The following is a 17,417-nucleotide window of genomic DNA, read 5'->3' on the forward strand; positions in this document are numbered from 1 at the left end:
CAGCGGCTTCAGCGGGGCACGAGGCCCAGCACGTGGTCGTAGCGGTTGACCGTGCTGCTCTTCAGGCTCGGCCAGGTCTGCACCCGCTGCCACTGAGATGTCGACGAGCCGACACCGTCCCCGGGCGCGGCGAGGGCGTCGACATGGGCCTGGGCGCTCTCCCACTCGGCATAGTTGAGCACGCGCGTGCCGTCGGTGCTGAGGTGGAAGTGCGCGGAGAGGCCCCCGGGGCGCAGGTTCGGCTCGCTCTGAAGGGCCTCGAAGACGGCGTCCACCCAGGCGCGCTGACGGTCGGGGTCGGGTCCCTCGAACTCGACCTCGACGATCACGATGCAGCCGGGGACGACGGCGGCCGCCGGGTCCTCGCGCCGCGCGCTGCGGTAGCGGCGGTACCTGCCGAGTCCCAGCCGTTCGATGCCCGGCACGGCGGTGTCGATCTCGTCGACGCGCTCCTGCCGGTGGGTCTTCACGAAGGCTTCGTACGCCTGCTCGCTCGCCCACTGGGAGTGGTGCAGCAGCGTGCTGCCGTCGTGCCCGGTGTAGACGTGGTAGCCGCGCAGGTCTTCGGCGGGCCAGGGCCGGCTCTCCCAGGTACGGGCGATGGCGTCGACGGTCTGCCGCTGCCGTTCGGGGGTGCCGACCCGCCAGGTGCTGAAGAAGGGCGCCAGGGCGTCGGGGCGGGCGAGGTCGGGGTGGGCGTCGGTGCGGCGGGTCATGCCGGCCTCCAGTGATCGGGGTCGTCGGTGCACGCACCCGCTCGTCCGGGTGCGTGCACCACCCTCCGACCTCGACCAAGGTTGAGGTCAAGCCCTTCCGGTACCGGCGGAAACGCATGGGGCGAGGGGCCCCGCCCGGAGCCCCTCGCCGCGCCGCGTTCCCGGGCGTGCGCTCAGCAGGCCCCGTGCTGCCGGCGCCGCACGAGGCTCGCCGCGACCGCCACACCCGCCGCCGCCCCGGCGACCAGCACGATCCGCGGGTGCCCGAGCCCCGCCCGTACCGCGCCGCGTGCCCGCCCGGGCGGCGCGTGCCGCTCCGTGGCCTCCTTGGCGCGGCCCGCCTTGTCGTGCGCGGTGTGCCCGGCCCGGCCCGCCCTGTCCTGCACGGTGTGCCCGGCGTGCGCGGCGGAACTGCGCAGCTGGACGCCCATGGCGCCCGCCTTGTCCTTCAGGTCGGCGGCCCGGGCCTTGGCGCGGCCCTTCACGTCGGCCTTGCCCGCCAGCTCCTCCACGGTGTCGCCGAGCTGGCCGCGGGTCTCTTCGATCTGCCTGCGCAGCTCGTCGGGGCCCTTCGCCCCGCCGACCGGCTGCGCGGTGGAGCCGCTCCTCGAACCGTCCCGGCTCGTCGCGTCGGTCATCGATGTGCCCTTTCCCTGATCTGGTCGACGTCGGCCCTGACGCTGCCGAGGGTCTCCTCGGGCTTGGGCGGCACGGCCCGGCGGAGCTGGGCGCGACCGGTCATGGCGAGTACGCCGGCGATCACGAAGAGCGCCGCCGTCACGATGAGCGCCGCGGCCCAGACGGGCAGTACCAGCGAGAGCGCGGCGGTGGCCGTGCCGGCCAGGGCGAACAGGCCCACGTAGGCGATGGCGCCCGCGGCACCGAGCATGCCGCCGCCGCGCCCGGCCCGCTTGCCCTTCTCGGCCAGTTCCATCTTGGCGAGGGCCACTTCCTGGCGCACGAGCCGGGAGAGCTGTTCGGTGGCCTGCCCGACGAGTTCGCCCACGGAGTGCTGCTCGTCGTGCACCGGCCTGGTGTGCATGGTTCCGGTCACGGTGTTCCCGCCTCCTCTCGGTTCGGAGCACCCCGGGTACCCCGGGCCGAGCGGCGCTACCCCTGCCGGCCCCCGCGCCGTCGCCGACACCCGGGCAGCCCCCTGCACTGAAGCATTCCTTACAAATACCTCGTAGCAGAATTAAGTGGAGCTACACTGTCCGCCCGCCGACACTACTCCCATGACGACAGACGACGACCGCCCCGCCGCCCCCTTCGGCCGCACCCTGTGCGCCATGGTCACGCCCTTCACCGAGTCCGGCGCACTCGACCTCGACGGCGCCCGGCGGCTCGCCGAGCACCTGGTCTCCCGGGGGTGTGACGGCCTGGTGCTGTCCGGCACCACGGGCGAGTCGCCGACCACCACGGACGCCGAGAAGGCGGCGCTGGTGACGGCGGTGCGGGAGGCGGTCGGGGACCGGGCCGCACTCGTCGCCGGGGTCGGCACCGCGGACACCCGGCACACCGCTGAACTGGCCGTGGCCGCCGAAGAGGCGGGCGCGGACGGACTGCTGGTGGTCGCGCCGTACTACAGCAGGCCCCCGCAGGACGCCCTGGAGGCGCACTTCAGCGAGGTCGCCGACGCGAGCGGCCTGCCCGTGATGCTCTACGACATCCCGGGCCGCACCGGCACCCGCATCGAACCCGACACCGTCGTCCGGCTCGCCGCGCACCCGCGGATCGTCGCGGTCAAGGACTGCGCCTATGACCTCCTCGGCACCCAGAAGGTGCTGTCCCGCACCGGCCTGGCGTACTACGCGGGCTGCGACGAGCAGGTCCTCGCCCTGTACGCGGTCGGGGCCGCGGGCTGCGTCAGCACCGTGGCGAACGTGGTGCCGGGACTGTTCCGGTCCGTCCTCGACGCCTTCGACGCGGGCGACACCGGCCGGGCCGCGCTGCTCCAGCGGCGGGCGATCGGGCTCGTCGAGTCGATGATGGCGGCCGGTCTGCCCGGCACGGTCACCGCCAAGGCCCTCCTCGGCGCGCTCGGCCTGCCGGCGGGCCCGGTCCGCACGCCGCTGCGGCCCGCGGACCCGACGGCCACGGCCGGTCTGCTGGCGGCCTACGAGGAACTGGCCGCCGCCTCCGGTCAGTCCCAGGCGTAGCCGTCGCCGAACAGCAGGGTGTGCTCCAGCACGTCCTCCGCGGGGTCGTCGATCTGGCCGACGTGGACGTTGAGGAGCCCCACGCGGGGGCCGTTGTGCGAGCCGGTCGTCGTCTCGTCGGCGTGCGCGGCTCCCGCGGCCCACACCGACCCGCAGCACACCAGCACCGCGGCCCCCGCCCCGGCCAGCAGGCGGCGTGCCACGGCCCGCACCCGCTCGTTCGGCGTCTCGGGCGTGTTCTCGGGCGTGCTCTCAGGCGTCATCCCAGGTCCTCGTCTCGTCGGATCGGCGTCTGATCGGACTCTGCGTCCACCCGTTCATCCGCCCGGCCCACCGGAAAGTCACGGGCGGTCATCCGTACGTGCGGGTTACGGTTGCCCGCGATGAGCAGGAGACGCTACGTGGCCCGGGGCGTCCCGGGCGGATACCGGATCTGGGACAACAAGGGCCGCCGCTGGTGGGGCGACCTCTACGAACTGTGTCCCGACGACCTCCTGACCGAACTGAACGGCGCGGCCGACCAGGCCCGCGTCAGCGCACTGCTCAAGAGGTACCGGGCCCTGAAAAGGTGAGCGCCGTAGGCTGGGCCCCCGCGATGCCGACAGGGGGCGACAGGAGGAGCCGGGGTGCCGGAGAAGACGCGGGACAAGACACCTGAGAGGACGCCCACGGGGCCGACGGTTCGCGAGGTGATGGCCGAGCTGGCCGGGCTCGAGGACCCGCGGATCCGGGCCGTGAACGAGAAGCACGGCGACGACCACGGCGTGAACCTCACCAAGCTGCGCGCGCTCGCGAAGCGCCTCAAGACGCAGCCCGGCCTCGCGCGCGACCTCTGGGCCACGGACGACACCGCCGCCCGCCTGCTGGCCCTCCTGGTCTGCCGCCCGAAGTCCTACGACCGCGACGAACTGGACGCCATGCTGCGCCGGGCCCGCACCCCCAAGGTGCACGACTGGCTGGTGAACTACGTGGCGAAGAAGAACCCGCACGCAGAGGAACTGCGCGTGGCCTGGACCGCCGACCCCGATCCGGTGGTCGCGAGCGCCGGCTGGGCGCTCACCACCGAACGCGTGGCGAAGAAGCCGGCGGGTCTAGACTTCACGGCCCTGCTGGACACCGTCGAGTCCGAGATGAAGGACGCCCCGGACCGCCTGCAGTGGGCGATGAACCACTGCCTGGCCCAGATCGGCATCGACCACCCCGAACACCGCCCCCGCGCCCTCGCCATCGGCGAGCGCCTCGGCGTCCTGAAGGACTACCCCACTCCCCCGGGCTGCACCTCCCCGTACGCCCCCGTCTGGATCACGGAGATCGTGCGCCGCCAACAGGAGAAGCCCACCCCCACAACCACCTGAGCGCCCTCCCCACACCGACCGGACAGGGCGCTCGGCAAACCGGCGTCGGCTCAGTTGTGGCTGTTCTGATCGCCCTCCAGGTCAGACGCCTGGTCCGGGCCGTGGGCCGTATCGGGGCCGTCCTGGGGGTGCTCCGGGCCGCGAAGGACGCGATCGACGGCGGCCCGGGTGCGCGTCTCGCTGTTCGGCATCAGGTGGGTGTAGGTGCGGAGCGTGAAGCTCGGGTCGTGGTGACCGAGGTACTCACTCAGGGCCTTGATGCTCTCCCCCGCGTCCAGGAGGACGGAGGCGTAGAAGTGGCGCAGCGCGTGCATGCCGTTCTCACGGCCGAGGGGTATGCCGGCAGAGACGAGCGCCGGGTGCCACACGGCCCGGTTGAACCGAGTCCGGTGCAGTGACTGGCGCCCCGCGTTGACGAACAGCAGCGAGGCCGTGACGGGCGGCCCGTCCGGCGTCTTCCACGGCAGGGTGAGGTCCACCGGCTGATGCCTGGTGATGTGCGCCTCCAGCGCGGCGGCGACCGACTCAGGCAGCGGCACATGGCGCTCCTTGCCACCCTTGGGCGGCCCGAAGACCGCCTGAACACCACGGATGAGCTTGACCTGCCGAGTGACGCGCAGGACTCCACCAAGGAAGTCGACGTCCTCGACCGCCAGGCCGAAGATCTCACCCTGCCGGAGACCGCAGCCCGCCCCGAGAGACACCATCTCCCGGTAGACGTCCGGCAGCGCCTCGTGCATGGCCATGACCCGGTCGACCGACCACGGCTTGACCTTGCGCCCGTCGAGGGCAGGCGCCCGCACCGAGCGAGCCCGGCAGGGGTTCTCGGCGATGACCCGGTCCTCCACAGCGGCCGTGAAGACGGCGGACACGTTGGCGAAGATGGACCGCCGGTAGGAGGCGGCCCGCCCGGTCTCCTCCAGCTGGCGCATCCAGGCGCGGAGGTGCGAGGGCCGGAAGGACGCCAAGGGCCGGTCACCGAGATACGGCAGGGCGTGAACCCGCAACCGGATCTCGACGCTCTCACGGGTCACCGGGTCGATCGTGAGCCCCGCCATCCATTCCTTGGCGTACTGCCCGAAGGTAACCGCACCCGCCGCAGGATCGATGTATCGCCCTTGCGACATGTCGGCTTCGATGTTGGACAGCCAGGCGTCAGCCTTGCGCTTCTGCTTGTCCGGGAAGCTCTTCGACTTCTCGGAACCGTCCGGCGCGATGTACCGGGCGCGGTAGCGGTGCCCGACGCCGTACCGCTCGGTCTTGACCTTGACGGTCTTGCCGTCCGGGCCCGGGACGTTCTTGTACCAGCGGTCTTGCACATGCCCGGCCATCAGGCAGCAGCCCCTTTCATGCGGGACTGCACCCAGCTCTGCACGTCCTTCGGGTCGTAGCGCAGGTGTCGGCCGACCCGGAAGCCGCGGGGACCCAGGCGCTTTCGCCGCCACTGGTAGACGGTCTCGACGCTGGGGAGGTCGAAGAGCTGGACCAGGTCTTCCGGCGTGAGGTAACGCTCAGGCAGCCGAGTCGGCATGGTCACCACTCCCCCTCGGCGTGCAGCTCTGCCAGAGCTTCGCGAGCGGTCTCGCGGTTGCCTTGCAGATCGCGGGCGATCGTCGCGGCGAGGGCGGATTCACCAGGGGTGTGACCGTGCCCGGCATACTGCCAGTCGGCCAGCACGAGGACGGTGTCAGGCTCGCGGTCTTCGAGTGCGAGGACTTCGCGTTCTTGCGCGGCGCGGAAGTCGGCGCGTGCCTGCCGCAGGGCGCCGAGCGTGGTCGAGTAGCGGCGGCTCTTACTGGAGAAGTGGCCCCGGAAGCCGAGCATGTGAGCCCAGGCCCACAGCCGCCGGTCCGGGTACAGCCCGTCCAGATCCCGGCATGCGGTGATCAGGCGCCGGGCGTGGTCCGGGACGCCGTGACGGTCGAGTTCGGCGAGTTCGCCAACCCGGCGATCAAGGGTTCCGGTGTTCTCGGCGGCTTTGGTCGCGTACTTCGCCACGTACGAGGCCACGGCCTGTTCAGTGAGATCGGAGCCGTCCCCGAACGCCTTCACCGGCCGGACGTCGAGTTGGCGACCCCACCGGAACGTACGGGCAGGCTGGTCCCCCGAGGCGGGGACACTGACGGTCGTGTACGAGTGATGGGCAGCGGCCCGGATCGCATCACTGAGCAGCTCCGTGCTGGCCCAGGACGGAGCCGCGGAGTCAGGCCCCTCGGCCCCGTCGATGCGGATCACAGCATGGAAGTGCACGGCACCCCGCTTCTGGAACTCCGCGACCTTGCCGTACGAGAGGCGAGCGCACTCCTTCAGCTCTCGCTGCGTGAGGCCCGCGCGGGCAGCGATCTCGCGCCGGAGACGGTTCGTGAATCGCTGCCAGAGGTCCCCGGCGTGGTTGTTGAACAGGACGCTGCCCGCGTAGTCGTACGTCTCCGAGTCCAGCGCAGTACCGAGGGCGGAGTCGTCCGAGGGGTGCCGGGTCCCGCAACGGCAACGTCCGTGATGGGGCCGGTTGTGAACCGGGCCGAATGAGGGCGCCGTGAGCGTGGCGAAGACGCGGGGGTGATTCCGGACGGTGGCAGGTATGTCCTTGTCCTCGTCTCCGGCGAGCCCGGCGCGGATCAGACGGTAGGTGTCGCCCGCGTAGGTCCAGGCGCAGGACGGGCAGCGAGAAGCACGGCGATTCCCGCACGCGACCCGGAGGCGTCCGCCCGGCTCATGCTCGGTGGAGTAGTGGTGCAGGGTCTCGCCGGTCGTCTTGTCCTTGTGAATGACCCAGCCGGACAGGTGGACCGGATCGGCGCAGCCACCGGTACGGCGGACCTGGTCCTGCCAGCGGTCGAAGCCCGGAGACCCGGCCACCCTCAGCGTGTCGGAGAGGGTGACCGGGTCCAGGCCCGCGAAGGTCGCGGGGTTGGTCATGCGCGACCCCCGGCGAACTGGGCGACGGAGGCAGGCAGTGTGCCGGCACCGTGGCAGGCCGGGCAGTCGACGGCGAGCGTGGGCAGTTGCCCGGAGGCGTCGCGGTCACCGGAGGATACGGCGACGGCGGCGAAGCCGTCGCAGTTCGGGCAGATCCGCGGGGATGCGGCGGTGGCCGGGGCGGAGCCGGTCATGATGGAGGTTCCTTCCGGTTGAGAGATCGGACAGGGACGGCGCCCGGAGCGGACGAGACTTGGCGGTTGAGGCCGCTCCGGGGGCCGGTCAGCGCCGCTTGGACTCAGAGGCGAGCAGCGAGCGCAGGACGACGGCGCACACGGCGACCGAGGCGCCGGTGATGGCGACTGCGAGCAGCATCGAGACGAGGACGACGCCGACGACGAGGACCACGGCGGTGCCGCCACCGACGAGGGCGAGCACGGAGCCGGGCGTGAGCTGAACCGTGGGACGAGCGGGCGCCGGAGCCGCCATGTCGGGCGGCGGGACCGGGACGCTCGGGACGACGGCGGTTGGCTCGATGACGGCGGGCGGGGACACGAAGCCCGTGGGCCCGGGGTTGGTCGGGACCTTGGGACGCAGCATGGGCGATCTCCCTTCTGAGTGAGCTACTTGACGAAGCCGTCGACGGCGGGGGCGAAGACGCTGTCAGCGAGGAGGAACCCGCCGAGCAGGAGTACGCCGATGAGCCACCAGGGCGGGCGGATGAGCTTGACGCCGAGGACTCCGACGCAGAGCAGGGCGAACCAGAGCGGGACGTCCATCACGGCCTCCTAGCGGACATTGCAGCGGTGGGTGCGGGCGGCGAGCTGGGCAGCTGACTGGCTGGTGTAGTCGGCGGACCAGCCGCAGCCGTCCGAGCTGCACACGGCGGCGTGCTTGGTCTGGCCGTGGCGGTCGCGGTGGGTACCGATCTGCACCGGTCCGATGCGCATCACGGAGTGGAAGAAGTCGCGGGCAGGCATGACGGGTGATCTCCTCTCGGTTCAGGCGAGTTGCGCGGCGATGGCATCGGCCATGGGCGCGGGGACGCCGAGGCGAGCGCGAAGCGTGTCGGTGTCGATTCGGGCACCGGTCCGTTGTTCGTGGTCGGCGGCGACCTTGCGGGCGTGGTCGACCAGCGCGGCCGGAACCGCAACAGCGGGAGCAGGCTCAGCGGCCGGGAGAGCCGGGGTGTCGTCAGCGGCCGAGACGGGCTCAGGCTCAGCGGCGGGAACGGGGTCCGGGCCGGGGTCCGAGGCGGAGGCCGCCGTGGGCGGCGACGGAACCGGCGTCCGGTCTTCGGTGGCGGAGTTGGGAGCGTGGGCGAGCAGCGTGCCGCCGAGGAAGGCGAGGGCAGGCCACCCGGCGACGCCGAGCCGGAGGAGAGCGGGCGGGTGCTCCAGGTCGAGGAACCCGGCCGTGGCGACGTTGGCGCCGAGCGAGGCCACCAGGGCGATGAGGAACCAGCACCAGGCCAGCCGGGACGGCCCGTCGTTGCGCAGTCGTCGCCAGGCCGCGACCAACAGCAAGTCGACACTGACCGGGTAGGCCCATGCCTTCCAACCGGTCTGCCCGGCAGCGGCGGCGAGGTCGTGCAGGTGGGCGAAGGACAGGGCACCGGCGATCACGGCCTGGACGAGAACGGCGTCCGGGCGAATCGAGCGGGTCATGTCGTCACCTCCTTCGCGAGGGTCAGGCCAGGGAGAGGGCGGTCTCAGGCCGCAGCCGGAGCGGACTCGACGGCGGGCGCCAGGGCCGGAGCGGGAGCGCCGAGCGCGGGCCGGAAGGGAGCCAGAGCGGGGACGTCCGGGGTCAGGTCGGCGTGCCGGTTGCAGATGTTCACGGCCTGCCGCAGCGAGGTGTGCGGGGCACGGATACGAGCCCAGCCGCCCGTGGAGTCACCCGTGACGGCGACGCCCGGCGTGTCCGTGGGGATCTGGATCGCGGCCAGCACGGCATCCGGAGCGATGTCACCGAAGGCCATGTTGGCGCTGGACTCGTCGTTGACGCGGTGTGCCGTACGCCCGGTGAGCTGGGCACGGAGCATCGTGATGCCCTTGCCGAGTTCGGAGCCGAACCGCTGTCCGCAGATTTCGAGGTAGATGCCGGCAGCGCGGCCGAGCTGGGCGAGACGGGCGAGCGCGGTGATGATCCGGTCCCGCCTCTTCTCCTCGTCCTTGGTCGCGAAGAGGGCGAGTTCGGCCACCTCGTCGACCAGGACCACGATGGGTATCGGGCGCAGGTCCTCGCGCAGGTCCCAGATATCGGCGGCGATCTCAGCGTCCGGCACGTCAGCGGTGATCCGCTGTTCGGCACGGATGAGCTGGTAGACGTCCTCCATGTGGGACACGAGCGCGTCGAGGAGTTCGGCGGCGGAGTCGGGGTTGTCGGCCAGCGCGGAGAAGCGACGAGCCAGCGGGAACAGCTCTACGCCCTGCTTGCAGTCGATACCGACCAGGGCGACCCGCTGTGAGGCGAGGGCGGCGACGAGGTTGCGCTGATAGACCGACTTGCCGGACTCTGTGGCGCCGAGCGTCAGCGCGTGCGGAACCGTGCGGTAGTCGCGGAAGTGGACCGAGCCGTCTTCGCGCAGGGCGACCGGAACACGCATCAGACGGGACTCGGTCACGGCGGGCATCTGCACGCGCTTGAGCACGTCATAGCCGGTCATACGCACTTCGACCACGCCGGAGCGCAGCTCACGAGAGGTGACACCGTACACGGCGAACGAGTGCCGCAGCCGGTCGCACGACGCGGCCACGTCGAAGGCGTCCTGACCGGGCCGGAGCTTGAGCCGGAGCACCAGGCCGGTCCGGGTCGGTCGCACCCGGAGGATGCGCGGGGCGCGAGGGCCGGGGACGGGCCGGTTGGTCATCCGGGCCAGGCCGATGCGCCAGCGGGCGGCGGGAACCGTCAGGCCGCAGGCTTCCATGACCGAGCCGTATCGGACCAGGACCCGAAGGGCCGCGAAGGTGACCCCGAAGGTCAGCCAGAACCAGGCGGGGCGCCGCCACCGCAGGAGTCCCGCAGCGGCGGCGACCAGCACCAGAAGGACGATGAGCATCGTCACGGTCAGGCCGCCTTCGACTTCGACATGTCGGCGGCGAGCGAGGTGACGGCGACCGCGCGGAAGGCGATCCCGTGCCGCTTCTGGCCGTTGAACTCGTTCTCCCACGGTCGGGCGGTCAGCCCCGTGAGGGCGACCGGCGTGCCCATGGTCAGCTCTCCGGAGACGCCGGTCTCCGGCACGGTGACGCTCAGGATCTCGACGTCGCCGTTGAGGGCGAACATCACGTTCACGGTCATCAGGGTCGCGCCGGTCTCGGCGTCGGTGGCGATCTCGCCGGTACGGCGGTCACGGATCTTCGGCTCGGGGGACTGGGCCACCATCACGGTGGCGGTGGAGGTGTCGACGGGGATCTGACGCATCGTCTGTTCTCCTGTTCTCAGTTGAGCCGCAATGCGGCGGTGAGATCAGGAGACCGCGAGAGGTAGTGGACGCATCACGGTCCGTATGGACGTTTAGGGACGTCTGAGCTATCGTCAAAACGTCCCTACGGCGTCCCAGGGGAGGACACGTCATGGCGAACGAGCGTCTGCGCGCGGCGATTTCAGCGAAGGACGAGACGATCCAGTCTGTGGCTCAGCACGTCGGAGTGGACCCCAAGAGCGTGGAACGGTGGATCACGACGGACCGCACGCCGCACCGGGGACACCGCTGGAAGGCCGCGAGCTTCTTGGGCGTCGATGAGGTCTACATCTGGCCCAGCGTGCAGAAGCAGGCGGAGACCGCGAGCACGTCAGAACTGATCACGTACTACCCGCACCGGGGAGCCGTGCCGACCACCCTGTGGTCATCGCTGATCGAGAAGGCCAAGGACCAGGTAGACGTCCTCGTGTACGCGGGACTGTTCCTCTTCGACAGCCATCCGGACCTGCCGGACCAGTTGGCGGAGAAGGCCAAGGCCGGAGCACAGATCCGGATCCTCCTGGGAGACCCCGACTCCGAAATGGTCCGCCAGCGTGGCGATGAGGAGGGCATCGGCGGCGACCTGGCCGCACGCGCTCGCATCACACGTCGCTACCTCGAACCGGCGATGACGACGCCCGGCGTCGAGGTCCGCTTGCACGACACGATCCTCTACAACTCGATCTACCGCTTCGACGACGACGTGTTGGTGAACCCGCATGTCCTCGGAGCACCGGCCGGACAGAACCCGGTCCTGCACTTCCGGTACATCCCAGGAGCCCGGACGTTCCGGCACTACATGCGCAGCTTCGACTACGCCTGGGAGCGCGGAGGCCCCGCGTAGGGGGGTGCCGGCACAACGGCCACCGCCCCCCGGACATGCGAGGCTTGACCCATGGCCCGCATCGACTACTTCAACGACCCGGACGCCCCGAAGGCGAACAGCATCGTCCCGTCAGTAACCGCGGTGGCGGTCAACGAGGCCGGGGAAGTCCTGCTCATCCACAAGACCGACAACAACCTCTGGGCCCTGCCCGGCGGCGGAGTCGACGTGGGCGAGTCGGCCCCCGACGCCGCCGTACGGGAGACGAAGGAAGAGACCGGCTTCGACGTCGAGGTAACGAGCCTGGTCGGCATCTACACCAACCCGGCTCACGTCATGGCGTACGACGATGGCGAGGTCCGCCAACAGTTCTCCATCTGCTTCCGGGCCCGCATCGTCGGCGGCGAGCTGCGCACGAGCAGCGAGAGCAAGGAGGTGGCGTTCGTGGACCCGAGCCGACTCGACAGCCTGAACATCCACCCGTCGATGCGGATGCGGATCGATCACGGCCTGTCCGACGAGACCGCTCCCCACATCGGCTAGCCAGCGAGGCGAGCGCGCGTCCGCTCGACGGCGGCCCCGAGGTACGGACGCGCCTTGCTGATCGCGTTGTGCACTTCGCTGCCCTCCGCGTACCGCTCCAGGATCTCGTCAATGCGTCGATCGAAGTCGAAGGACTGCCCGGCCGGACCGGTCGTCATGTCTGCGTAGATCAAGGCATCCAGGACCGGTGAGTCTTCCCGCTCGTAGACGTCCAGCTCCGCAGTCAGTCCGCGCTGTTCGGCCTCGTAGACAGCCCCGGAGTGGTGAGCGACCAGGCGCACGAGTCGTGCAGGCGCCCCCAGCGATTCGAGATGCCGCGCACCATCGATCGGGTGGAACCCTGTGTCGCGAAGCTCAGGCGCATAGCCGAGGTCATGCAACCAAGCCGCAGCGACGAGCAGGTCGCGATCCTCCTCGGGCACAGCCGCGGATGCCTCCTGGGCACGAGCCGCGACGGCCTGAGTGTGCAGCCAGCGGTTCCCGAGCGGGGGCAACAGCGACTCGGCCAGTTCGGCCGCGCCTTGGGGCGTGTCCAATCCAGAGGGCATAGGTCGCACGGTAGCCGAGACGGGCACGTAGCCGACAGCCCGGGAGTGTCCGTTCCGGATCATGGACGCGGTAGAACTTTCCCTACTTCATCAAGGCCCGCGCACGGCGCGGGCGCGCGCCGCCTCTACGGCGCGGCCCGCCTCCTGTCTTCGCCCCGGCTGGCCGCGCCCGGCGGCGCGCTCGGCGGCTGCGGGCATGAAGTGGGGAGAAACCCTCTGTGGCTGGGGCGGTCGGCTCCACGGCTTTAGGCAGCCACTTTGGGGCGAGCCTCTAAGATCTTGGCCCCAACGTCGTGCTTTAACGGGCAGGTCCACAGACTGCCCGACTCGCCATCAGCTTACGGGGCCAAGATCACTCGCCCCAAAGCAGCTCCAGCCCAAAGCCGCTCCACCGACCTCTACATTGCGCCACTACTCGGAATCGTAATCAGGCGGTAGCTGAGAGGACATAGCCGTGATGGCAGTGAGGAAGAAATTCTCACCCAATTCCTGCAACCGCGTGATAGCTTCCTCCGTCGAGATTTCGTACTCCTGCCTAAACCTCTTCTCCAGCTCTGCACCTGCAGCCTTGATCTTCTTGACAGCTTCTTCCGCCGCTGCGTCCTGCTCCACCTGTCGGCGATTGATGAGGAACTGGGTAACGAGAGCAGTGATGAAGAGGGGCGCTACTACATTGGTTGCGATCTTAACAGCAACCGCCACAGAAGAAACCGGAGAAAGAGCAGAGCCCGCCCCATGAAAGAGTGAATAGTACGCCACCTGAAGGAATGACGGGGCATCCGAGTACGCGAAGGCCGCAGGATCCATCTTGAAAAGCGCCCAGTTGATCACCGAGAAGACGATAACACCCTGCACGTAAAGGCTGGCGTACGCGACAGCACTCAGCACCAAGGCTGCCGCACTGGTGCGATACTTCTCAAGCTGGTATGCCCAGTAGTAAGTTGCTCGACTGCACAGCACTGCCATACCGAGGTTCGACTGAAAGGTAGTGAGCTGCGCCGCACTGAACTTCTCTAGACTCGAATCCTTCAACTCGGCACTGACCGAGGTGATTTGAGCGACAAATGACGCGCTCGAAACTTTGTCGATCAACGTCTGCTGAGACTTTAGGAAATGAGAGGGCTTGATCGAGAACCAAATAGTTCGAGCCATCAAAAGGATAAAATATAGCCCCAGATAAGCCGCACAGATCGCCAGAATTACATGATTACCCGATGCGGCTACTCCTACAAGGGAGAGGAGAGCAAGGAACCTAGTAGTAACGTTCCATTTCAGATACCTAAACGCCGTTGCAGCCACGTTGAGGAACGTGAAGACTGCGATCCAACTCTTAGCCTTGTAGAACCACTTGGGAATCTTCCAGAACGAGACTACCAAGGGAAAGAAGGTTACATAGAGATACTTAAGTCGCCGCCCCTTAGAGAAAAGGACGAGCAAAACAAAAATTCCCCCAATGAAAAGGAATCGATAATCGAGAGCACCTGCAAGGTCCGGAACGAACTCCTCAATCAGGTATGTGTCGATATCGAAGACGAAAAGCTTAATGATTACGTAGATCCAGACAGCAGAACCAATCAGGTCAAGAAGGCGCACCTTCCATTTGGCCCATGGCTTGAATCTGTCCTCAGCGGCAGGCTCTGCAACCTCTCCGGTCACACCTTGGCCAGGGGGACTCTTAACCGAAAGGTCGATCTTGGACCAAAGGCTGTCCACGCTCATCGATGCCTCCGCTAACTGACGTGCCGTCGCGCGAGGTGTGGGGGGGCGAACGTGGCTTGTTCGTGCCTGCGCATTTCTAGGGTAGCCCGCACCACTGACAGTTGAGGTCGCGTCAGAGACCGAGGCCCCGCAGAGATCCTCCTCATTCATGCCCCACCCGGCGCGATCGGGAAATTGATCAAGCTGAGGAGCGGCTGAACCACGAGCGCCCTCCCGGGGCCGTCATGGGGCCGTGGAAGGGCGCTCAGTGTTGACCAACGTCGACAAGTGCCGACAGCTCGGCAGCAGGTCAGGGCGTTGATCGATAAGGCAGCCGCAGGTCACGGCCGTCCGTGATCAGTTGTGGCTGTGCAGTACCTCGTTCAGGCCGCCCCAGACCGCGTTGTTCGGGCGGGCCTCGACCGTGCCGGTGACCGAGTTGCGGCGGAAGAGGATGTTGGAGGCGCCGGAGAGTTCGCGGGCCTTGACGACCTGGCCGTCGGGCATCGTGACGCGGGTGCCCGCGGTGACGTAGAGGCCGGCCTCGACCACGCACTCGTCGCCCAGGGCGATGCCGACGCCCGCCTCGGCGCCGACCAGGCAGCGCTCGCCGATGACGATGCGGACGTTGCCGCCGCCGGAGAGGGTGCCCATGGTGGAGGCGCCGCCGCCGATGTCGGAGCCGTCGCCGACGACGACGCCCGCGGAGATGCGGCCCTCGACCATCGAGGTGCCGAGCGTGCCGGCGTTGAAGTTGACGAAGCCCTCGTGCATGACCGTGGTGCCCGCGGAAAGGTGCGCGCCCAGGCGGACACGGTCCGCGTCGGCGATGCGGACGCCCTTGGGGGCGACGTAGTCCGTCATGCGCGGGAACTTGTCGATCGAGGTGACCTGGAGGTGCAGGCCCTCGGCGCGGGCGTTGAGGCGGACCTTCTCGATGTCGTCGACGGCGACCGGGCCCAGCGAGGTCCAGGCGACGTTGGCGAGGTGGGCGAAGATGCCGTCCAGGCTCTGGCCGTGCGGCTTGACCAGGCGGTGCGAGAGCAGGTGCAGCCGCAGGTAGACGTCGTGGGTGTCGACCGGCTTCTCGTCCAGCGAGGAGATGACCGTGCGGACCGCGACCACCTCGACGCCGCGGCGGGCGTCCGGACCGACCGCGGCGGTGGCGCCGCCGCCCAGCAGTTCGGCGGCCTGCTCGGCGGTGAGGCGCTCGGTGCCGGAGGGGCCGGGCTCGTCGGAGAGTTCGGGGGCCGGGAACCAGGTGTCGAGGACGGTGCCGTCGGCGGCGATCGTGGCGAGGCCGGCGGCCACGGCGCCGGTGGTGCGGGGAGCAGTCGTGTCGGTCATGAGGGCAACCTAACCGGCGGTCGCCGGTGGAAGCGAGCCGGGACCGGGGGCGTCTCGGGTGCCGGGCACGGGGAGCAGTCGAGTGAGCACCTCCCGGGCGTACTCCTCGTCGTACGGCGTGTCCGTCAGCAGGACCTGGAGGCAGATGCCGTCGAGCACGGCGACCAGGGCGCGGGCCGTCGTGGGGTCGGTGCGGGCGGCGAGCAGGGCGCCCACGCCCTCGGCCCACTCGGCGGCGACCGGGCGCAGCGCGGGGCGGCGCAGGGCGGCGAGGTACAGCTCGTACTCCAACTCCACGCCGGTGCGGTCCCCGCCCAGCCACTCGCCGAGGACGCGGGCGAGTTCGCCGGGCAGGTCGGCCTCGGGGTCGGAGAGGGCCGGGTGCGCGGCGACGACCCTGGCGAAGCCCTCGTTGGCCTGGCGCAGGGCGGCCACCATGAGATCGTCGAGGGTCGCGAAGTGGTACGTCGTGGAGCCGAGCGGCACGTCCGCCTCGGCGGCGACCGTGCGGTGGCTGAGGCCGGCGATGCCCTTCTGTCCGACGACCCTGATCGCCGCGTCGATGATGCGCTGGCGGCGCTCCGGGTCGTGACGGCGGGGCATCAGTGCGCCCCGCCCAGATTGAGGACGACGACGCCGATGATGATCAGCGCGATGCCGGCGGCCTTGGTGAGGGTCATCCCCTCGCCCATGAAGGCCACGCCGATGGTGGCGATGGCGGCCGTGCCCACTCCGGCCCAGATCGCGTACGCCGTGCCGACGGCGAGGATCTTCAGGGTCTGGGCGAGCAGCGCGAAGGAGAGGACGTACGCCAGTGCCGTCAGCAGGGACGGCACCAGCCTGCTGAAACCCTCGCTGTACTTCATGGCGGTGGTGCCGGCGACCTCGGCGGCGATGGCTCCGGCCAGGAGCAGATATCCCATGTGTACGAGCGTACATAACGGCGGGCGCGGGCGGGTGCGAACACGAGGAACGGCGGCACCCGAAGGTGCCGCCGTTCTCCGAAACCGTGCTGCCGGTGTGGTGTGACTCAGACGTTGAACCCCAGCGCGCGCAGCTGCTCGCGGCCGTCGTCCGTGATCTTGTCGGGGCCCCACGGCGGCATCCAGACCCAGTTGATCCGCAGCTCGCTGACCAGCCCGTCCGTGGCGGACTTGGCCTGGTCCTCGATCACGTCGGTCAGCGGACAGGCCGCCGACGTCAGGGTCATGTCGACGGTGGCGATGTTCGCGTCGTCGACGTGGATGCCGTAGATCAGGCCGAGGTTGACGACGTCGATGCCCAGCTCGGGGTCCACGACGTCCATCAGGGCCTCGCGGAGCTCCTCCTCCGAGGCCGGCTTCATCTCCAGGGTCTCGCTCATGCCGTCGTCTCCTTCTCGGCGTCGGCGCCGTCCAGCGCCTGGGCGGTCGCGTCCTTCCAGGCCATCCAGCTCAGCAGGGCGCACTTGACCCGGGCCGGGTACTTCGAGACCCCGGCGAACGCGACCGCGTCCTCCAGGACCTCCTCCATCGCGTCGTCGGGCTCGATCCTGCCCTTGGACTGCATCAGCTCCAGGAAGGTCTCCTGGATCCGCTGCGCCTGGGCGAGGTCCTTGCCGACCAGCAGGTCGTTCAGCACGGAGGCGCTCGCCTGGCTGATGGAGCAGCCCTGGCCCTCGTAGCTGACGTCGCTGATCGTGGTGCCGTCGTACTTCACGCGGAGCGTGATCTCGTCCCCGCAGGTGGGGTTGACGTGGTGGACCTCGGCGTCGCCATCCCGCAAGCCCCGCCCGTGCGGGTTCTTGTAGTGGTCCAGGATGACTTCCTGGTACATGGAGTCCAGCTTCATGCTCTTCGCTCGT

26 protein-coding genes are annotated in these 17,417 nt (G+C 69.3%); 5 read left to right on the top strand and 21 right to left on the bottom strand.

Annotated elements, in window-relative coordinates; all coding sequences use genetic code 11:
* Window positions 1–8: 8 nt before the first annotated feature.
* From IE258_RS35170 to IE258_RS35180, 3 genes are all read right to left on the bottom strand, one after another.
* Entirely contained in the window at window positions 9–716 is a 708-nt protein-coding gene (locus tag IE258_RS35170) for an antibiotic biosynthesis monooxygenase (protein ID WP_189749907.1), read from the bottom strand.
* Between the two features lie 173 nt (window positions 717–889).
* Window positions 890–1,354: a DUF3618 domain-containing protein gene (locus IE258_RS35175; protein ID WP_159326527.1), complete on the bottom strand. Its 465-nt coding sequence runs from the start codon at window positions 1,352–1,354 to the stop codon at window positions 890–892.
* Window positions 1,351–1,770 (bottom strand): phage holin family protein, encoded by a 420-nt coding sequence (locus IE258_RS35180; RefSeq protein WP_087810006.1) that lies wholly within the window; start codon window positions 1,768–1,770, stop codon window positions 1,351–1,353. The genes IE258_RS35175 and IE258_RS35180 overlap by 4 nt, the downstream gene beginning before the upstream one ends.
* Before the next feature lie 181 nt (window positions 1,771–1,951).
* On the opposite strand from IE258_RS35180, the gene dapA reads away from it, so the two are divergent.
* Entirely contained in the window at window positions 1,952–2,875 is a 924-nt protein-coding gene (dapA, locus tag IE258_RS35185; protein ID WP_189749909.1) for a 4-hydroxy-tetrahydrodipicolinate synthase, read from the top strand.
* Here the strand turns inward: dapA and IE258_RS35190 are convergent.
* Window positions 2,860–3,138, bottom strand: coding sequence for a hypothetical protein (locus IE258_RS35190; protein WP_189749910.1), 279 nt, complete (start codon window positions 3,136–3,138; stop codon window positions 2,860–2,862). The genes dapA and IE258_RS35190 overlap by 16 nt on opposite strands.
* A 120-nt stretch (window positions 3,139–3,258) precedes the next feature.
* Between IE258_RS35190 and IE258_RS35195 the strand changes: the two genes are divergently transcribed.
* Together IE258_RS35195 and IE258_RS35200 are read left to right on the top strand one after the other, a co-directional pair.
* A complete protein-coding gene (locus IE258_RS35195) occupies window positions 3,259–3,447 on the top strand; it encodes a hypothetical protein (RefSeq protein WP_189749912.1) in 189 nt (62 codons plus the stop codon).
* Between the two features lie 120 nt (window positions 3,448–3,567).
* The gene (locus tag IE258_RS35200; RefSeq protein WP_189749958.1) at window positions 3,568–4,230 is read left to right on the top strand and encodes a DNA alkylation repair protein; all 663 of its coding nucleotides are present in this window, start codon (window positions 3,568–3,570) and stop codon (window positions 4,228–4,230) included.
* A 50-nt stretch (window positions 4,231–4,280) separates the two neighbouring features.
* Here the strand turns inward: IE258_RS35200 and IE258_RS35205 are convergent, their stop codons facing one another.
* From IE258_RS35205 to IE258_RS35250, 10 genes are all read right to left on the bottom strand, one after another.
* Complete coding sequence (locus IE258_RS35205) at window positions 4,281–5,561, bottom strand: tyrosine-type recombinase/integrase (protein WP_189749914.1); 1,281 nt, start codon at window positions 5,559–5,561, stop codon at window positions 4,281–4,283.
* Entirely contained in the window at window positions 5,561–5,761 is a 201-nt protein-coding gene (locus IE258_RS35210) for a helix-turn-helix transcriptional regulator (RefSeq protein ID WP_153180436.1), read from the bottom strand. Before IE258_RS35210 ends, IE258_RS35205 begins: the two co-directional genes overlap by 1 nt.
* 2 nt (window positions 5,762–5,763) lie before the next feature.
* Window positions 5,764–7,149, bottom strand: coding sequence for a replication initiator protein RepSA (gene repSA / locus IE258_RS35215; RefSeq protein ID WP_189749915.1), 1,386 nt, complete (start codon window positions 7,147–7,149; stop codon window positions 5,764–5,766).
* Window positions 7,146–7,343: a hypothetical protein gene (locus tag IE258_RS35220; RefSeq protein ID WP_189749917.1), complete on the bottom strand. Its 198-nt coding sequence runs from the start codon at window positions 7,341–7,343 to the stop codon at window positions 7,146–7,148. Before IE258_RS35220 ends, repSA begins: the two co-directional genes overlap by 4 nt.
* Window positions 7,344–7,431: 88 nt before the next feature.
* On the bottom strand, window positions 7,432–7,749 hold the full coding sequence (locus IE258_RS35225) for a SpdD-like protein (RefSeq protein ID WP_189749919.1): 318 nt from the start codon (window positions 7,747–7,749) through the stop codon (window positions 7,432–7,434).
* A gap of 23 nt (window positions 7,750–7,772) precedes the next feature.
* Window positions 7,773–7,928, bottom strand: a complete 156-nt coding sequence (locus IE258_RS35230; RefSeq protein WP_063789674.1) for a hypothetical protein — start codon at window positions 7,926–7,928, stop codon at window positions 7,773–7,775.
* A 9-nt stretch (window positions 7,929–7,937) separates the two neighbouring features.
* A complete protein-coding gene (locus tag IE258_RS35235; RefSeq protein ID WP_189749920.1) occupies window positions 7,938–8,129 on the bottom strand; it encodes a mobile element transfer protein in 192 nt (63 codons plus the stop codon).
* 21 nt (window positions 8,130–8,150) lie between these two features.
* Entirely contained in the window at window positions 8,151–8,816 is a 666-nt protein-coding gene (locus IE258_RS35240; RefSeq protein WP_189749922.1) for a DUF2637 domain-containing protein, read from the bottom strand.
* 44 nt (window positions 8,817–8,860) lie between these two features.
* Window positions 8,861–10,210, bottom strand: a complete 1,350-nt coding sequence (locus IE258_RS35245; RefSeq protein ID WP_373309973.1) for an FtsK/SpoIIIE domain-containing protein — start codon at window positions 10,208–10,210, stop codon at window positions 8,861–8,863.
* Between the two features lie 8 nt (window positions 10,211–10,218).
* Window positions 10,219–10,575 (bottom strand): SCO3933 family regulatory protein, encoded by a 357-nt coding sequence (locus tag IE258_RS35250; protein WP_189749925.1) that lies wholly within the window; start codon window positions 10,573–10,575, stop codon window positions 10,219–10,221.
* Window positions 10,576–10,727: 152 nt separating this feature from the next.
* Between IE258_RS35250 and IE258_RS35255 the strand changes: the two genes are divergently transcribed.
* Together IE258_RS35255 and IE258_RS35260 are read left to right on the top strand one after the other, a co-directional pair.
* Window positions 10,728–11,459 carry an XRE family transcriptional regulator gene (locus IE258_RS35255; protein ID WP_189749927.1) on the top strand — a complete coding sequence of 244 codons (732 nt, stop codon included), beginning with the start codon at window positions 10,728–10,730 and terminating at the stop codon, window positions 11,457–11,459.
* Window positions 11,460–11,510: 51 nt separating this feature from the next.
* On the top strand, window positions 11,511–11,981 hold the full coding sequence (locus tag IE258_RS35260) for an NUDIX hydrolase (RefSeq protein ID WP_189749928.1): 471 nt from the start codon (window positions 11,511–11,513) through the stop codon (window positions 11,979–11,981).
* Here IE258_RS35260 and IE258_RS35265 read toward each other — a convergent pair.
* From IE258_RS35265 to sufU, 7 genes are all read right to left on the bottom strand, one after another.
* The gene (locus IE258_RS35265) at window positions 11,978–12,529 is read right to left on the bottom strand and encodes an HD domain-containing protein (protein ID WP_153180427.1); all 552 of its coding nucleotides are present in this window, start codon (window positions 12,527–12,529) and stop codon (window positions 11,978–11,980) included. The genes IE258_RS35260 and IE258_RS35265 overlap by 4 nt on opposite strands.
* 411 nt (window positions 12,530–12,940) lie before the next feature.
* A complete protein-coding gene (locus tag IE258_RS35270; protein WP_189749930.1) occupies window positions 12,941–14,248 on the bottom strand; it encodes a hypothetical protein in 1,308 nt (435 codons plus the stop codon).
* A 336-nt stretch (window positions 14,249–14,584) separates the two neighbouring features.
* Window positions 14,585–15,574, bottom strand: coding sequence for a 2,3,4,5-tetrahydropyridine-2,6-dicarboxylate N-succinyltransferase (gene dapD, locus IE258_RS35275; protein ID WP_189749932.1), 990 nt, complete (start codon window positions 15,572–15,574; stop codon window positions 14,585–14,587).
* A 9-nt stretch (window positions 15,575–15,583) separates the two neighbouring features.
* Window positions 15,584–16,177, bottom strand: coding sequence for a TetR/AcrR family transcriptional regulator (locus tag IE258_RS35280; protein ID WP_189749933.1), 594 nt, complete (start codon window positions 16,175–16,177; stop codon window positions 15,584–15,586).
* Window positions 16,177–16,497, bottom strand: coding sequence for a DMT family transporter (locus IE258_RS35285; RefSeq protein WP_003976901.1), 321 nt, complete (start codon window positions 16,495–16,497; stop codon window positions 16,177–16,179). Before IE258_RS35285 ends, IE258_RS35280 begins: the two co-directional genes overlap by 1 nt.
* A 107-nt stretch (window positions 16,498–16,604) precedes the next feature.
* Window positions 16,605–16,937 carry a metal-sulfur cluster assembly factor gene (locus IE258_RS35290; protein WP_003976900.1) on the bottom strand — a complete coding sequence of 111 codons (333 nt, stop codon included), beginning with the start codon at window positions 16,935–16,937 and terminating at the stop codon, window positions 16,605–16,607.
* Window positions 16,934–17,404, bottom strand: a complete 471-nt coding sequence (gene sufU / locus IE258_RS35295; protein ID WP_030868583.1) for a Fe-S cluster assembly sulfur transfer protein SufU — start codon at window positions 17,402–17,404, stop codon at window positions 16,934–16,936. Before sufU ends, IE258_RS35290 begins: the two co-directional genes overlap by 4 nt.
* Window positions 17,405–17,417 lie beyond the last annotated feature (13 nt).

It is taken from the genome of Streptomyces tendae (assembly GCF_014650435.1).
Lineage (GTDB): Bacteria > Actinomycetota > Actinomycetes > Streptomycetales > Streptomycetaceae > Streptomyces > Streptomyces tendae.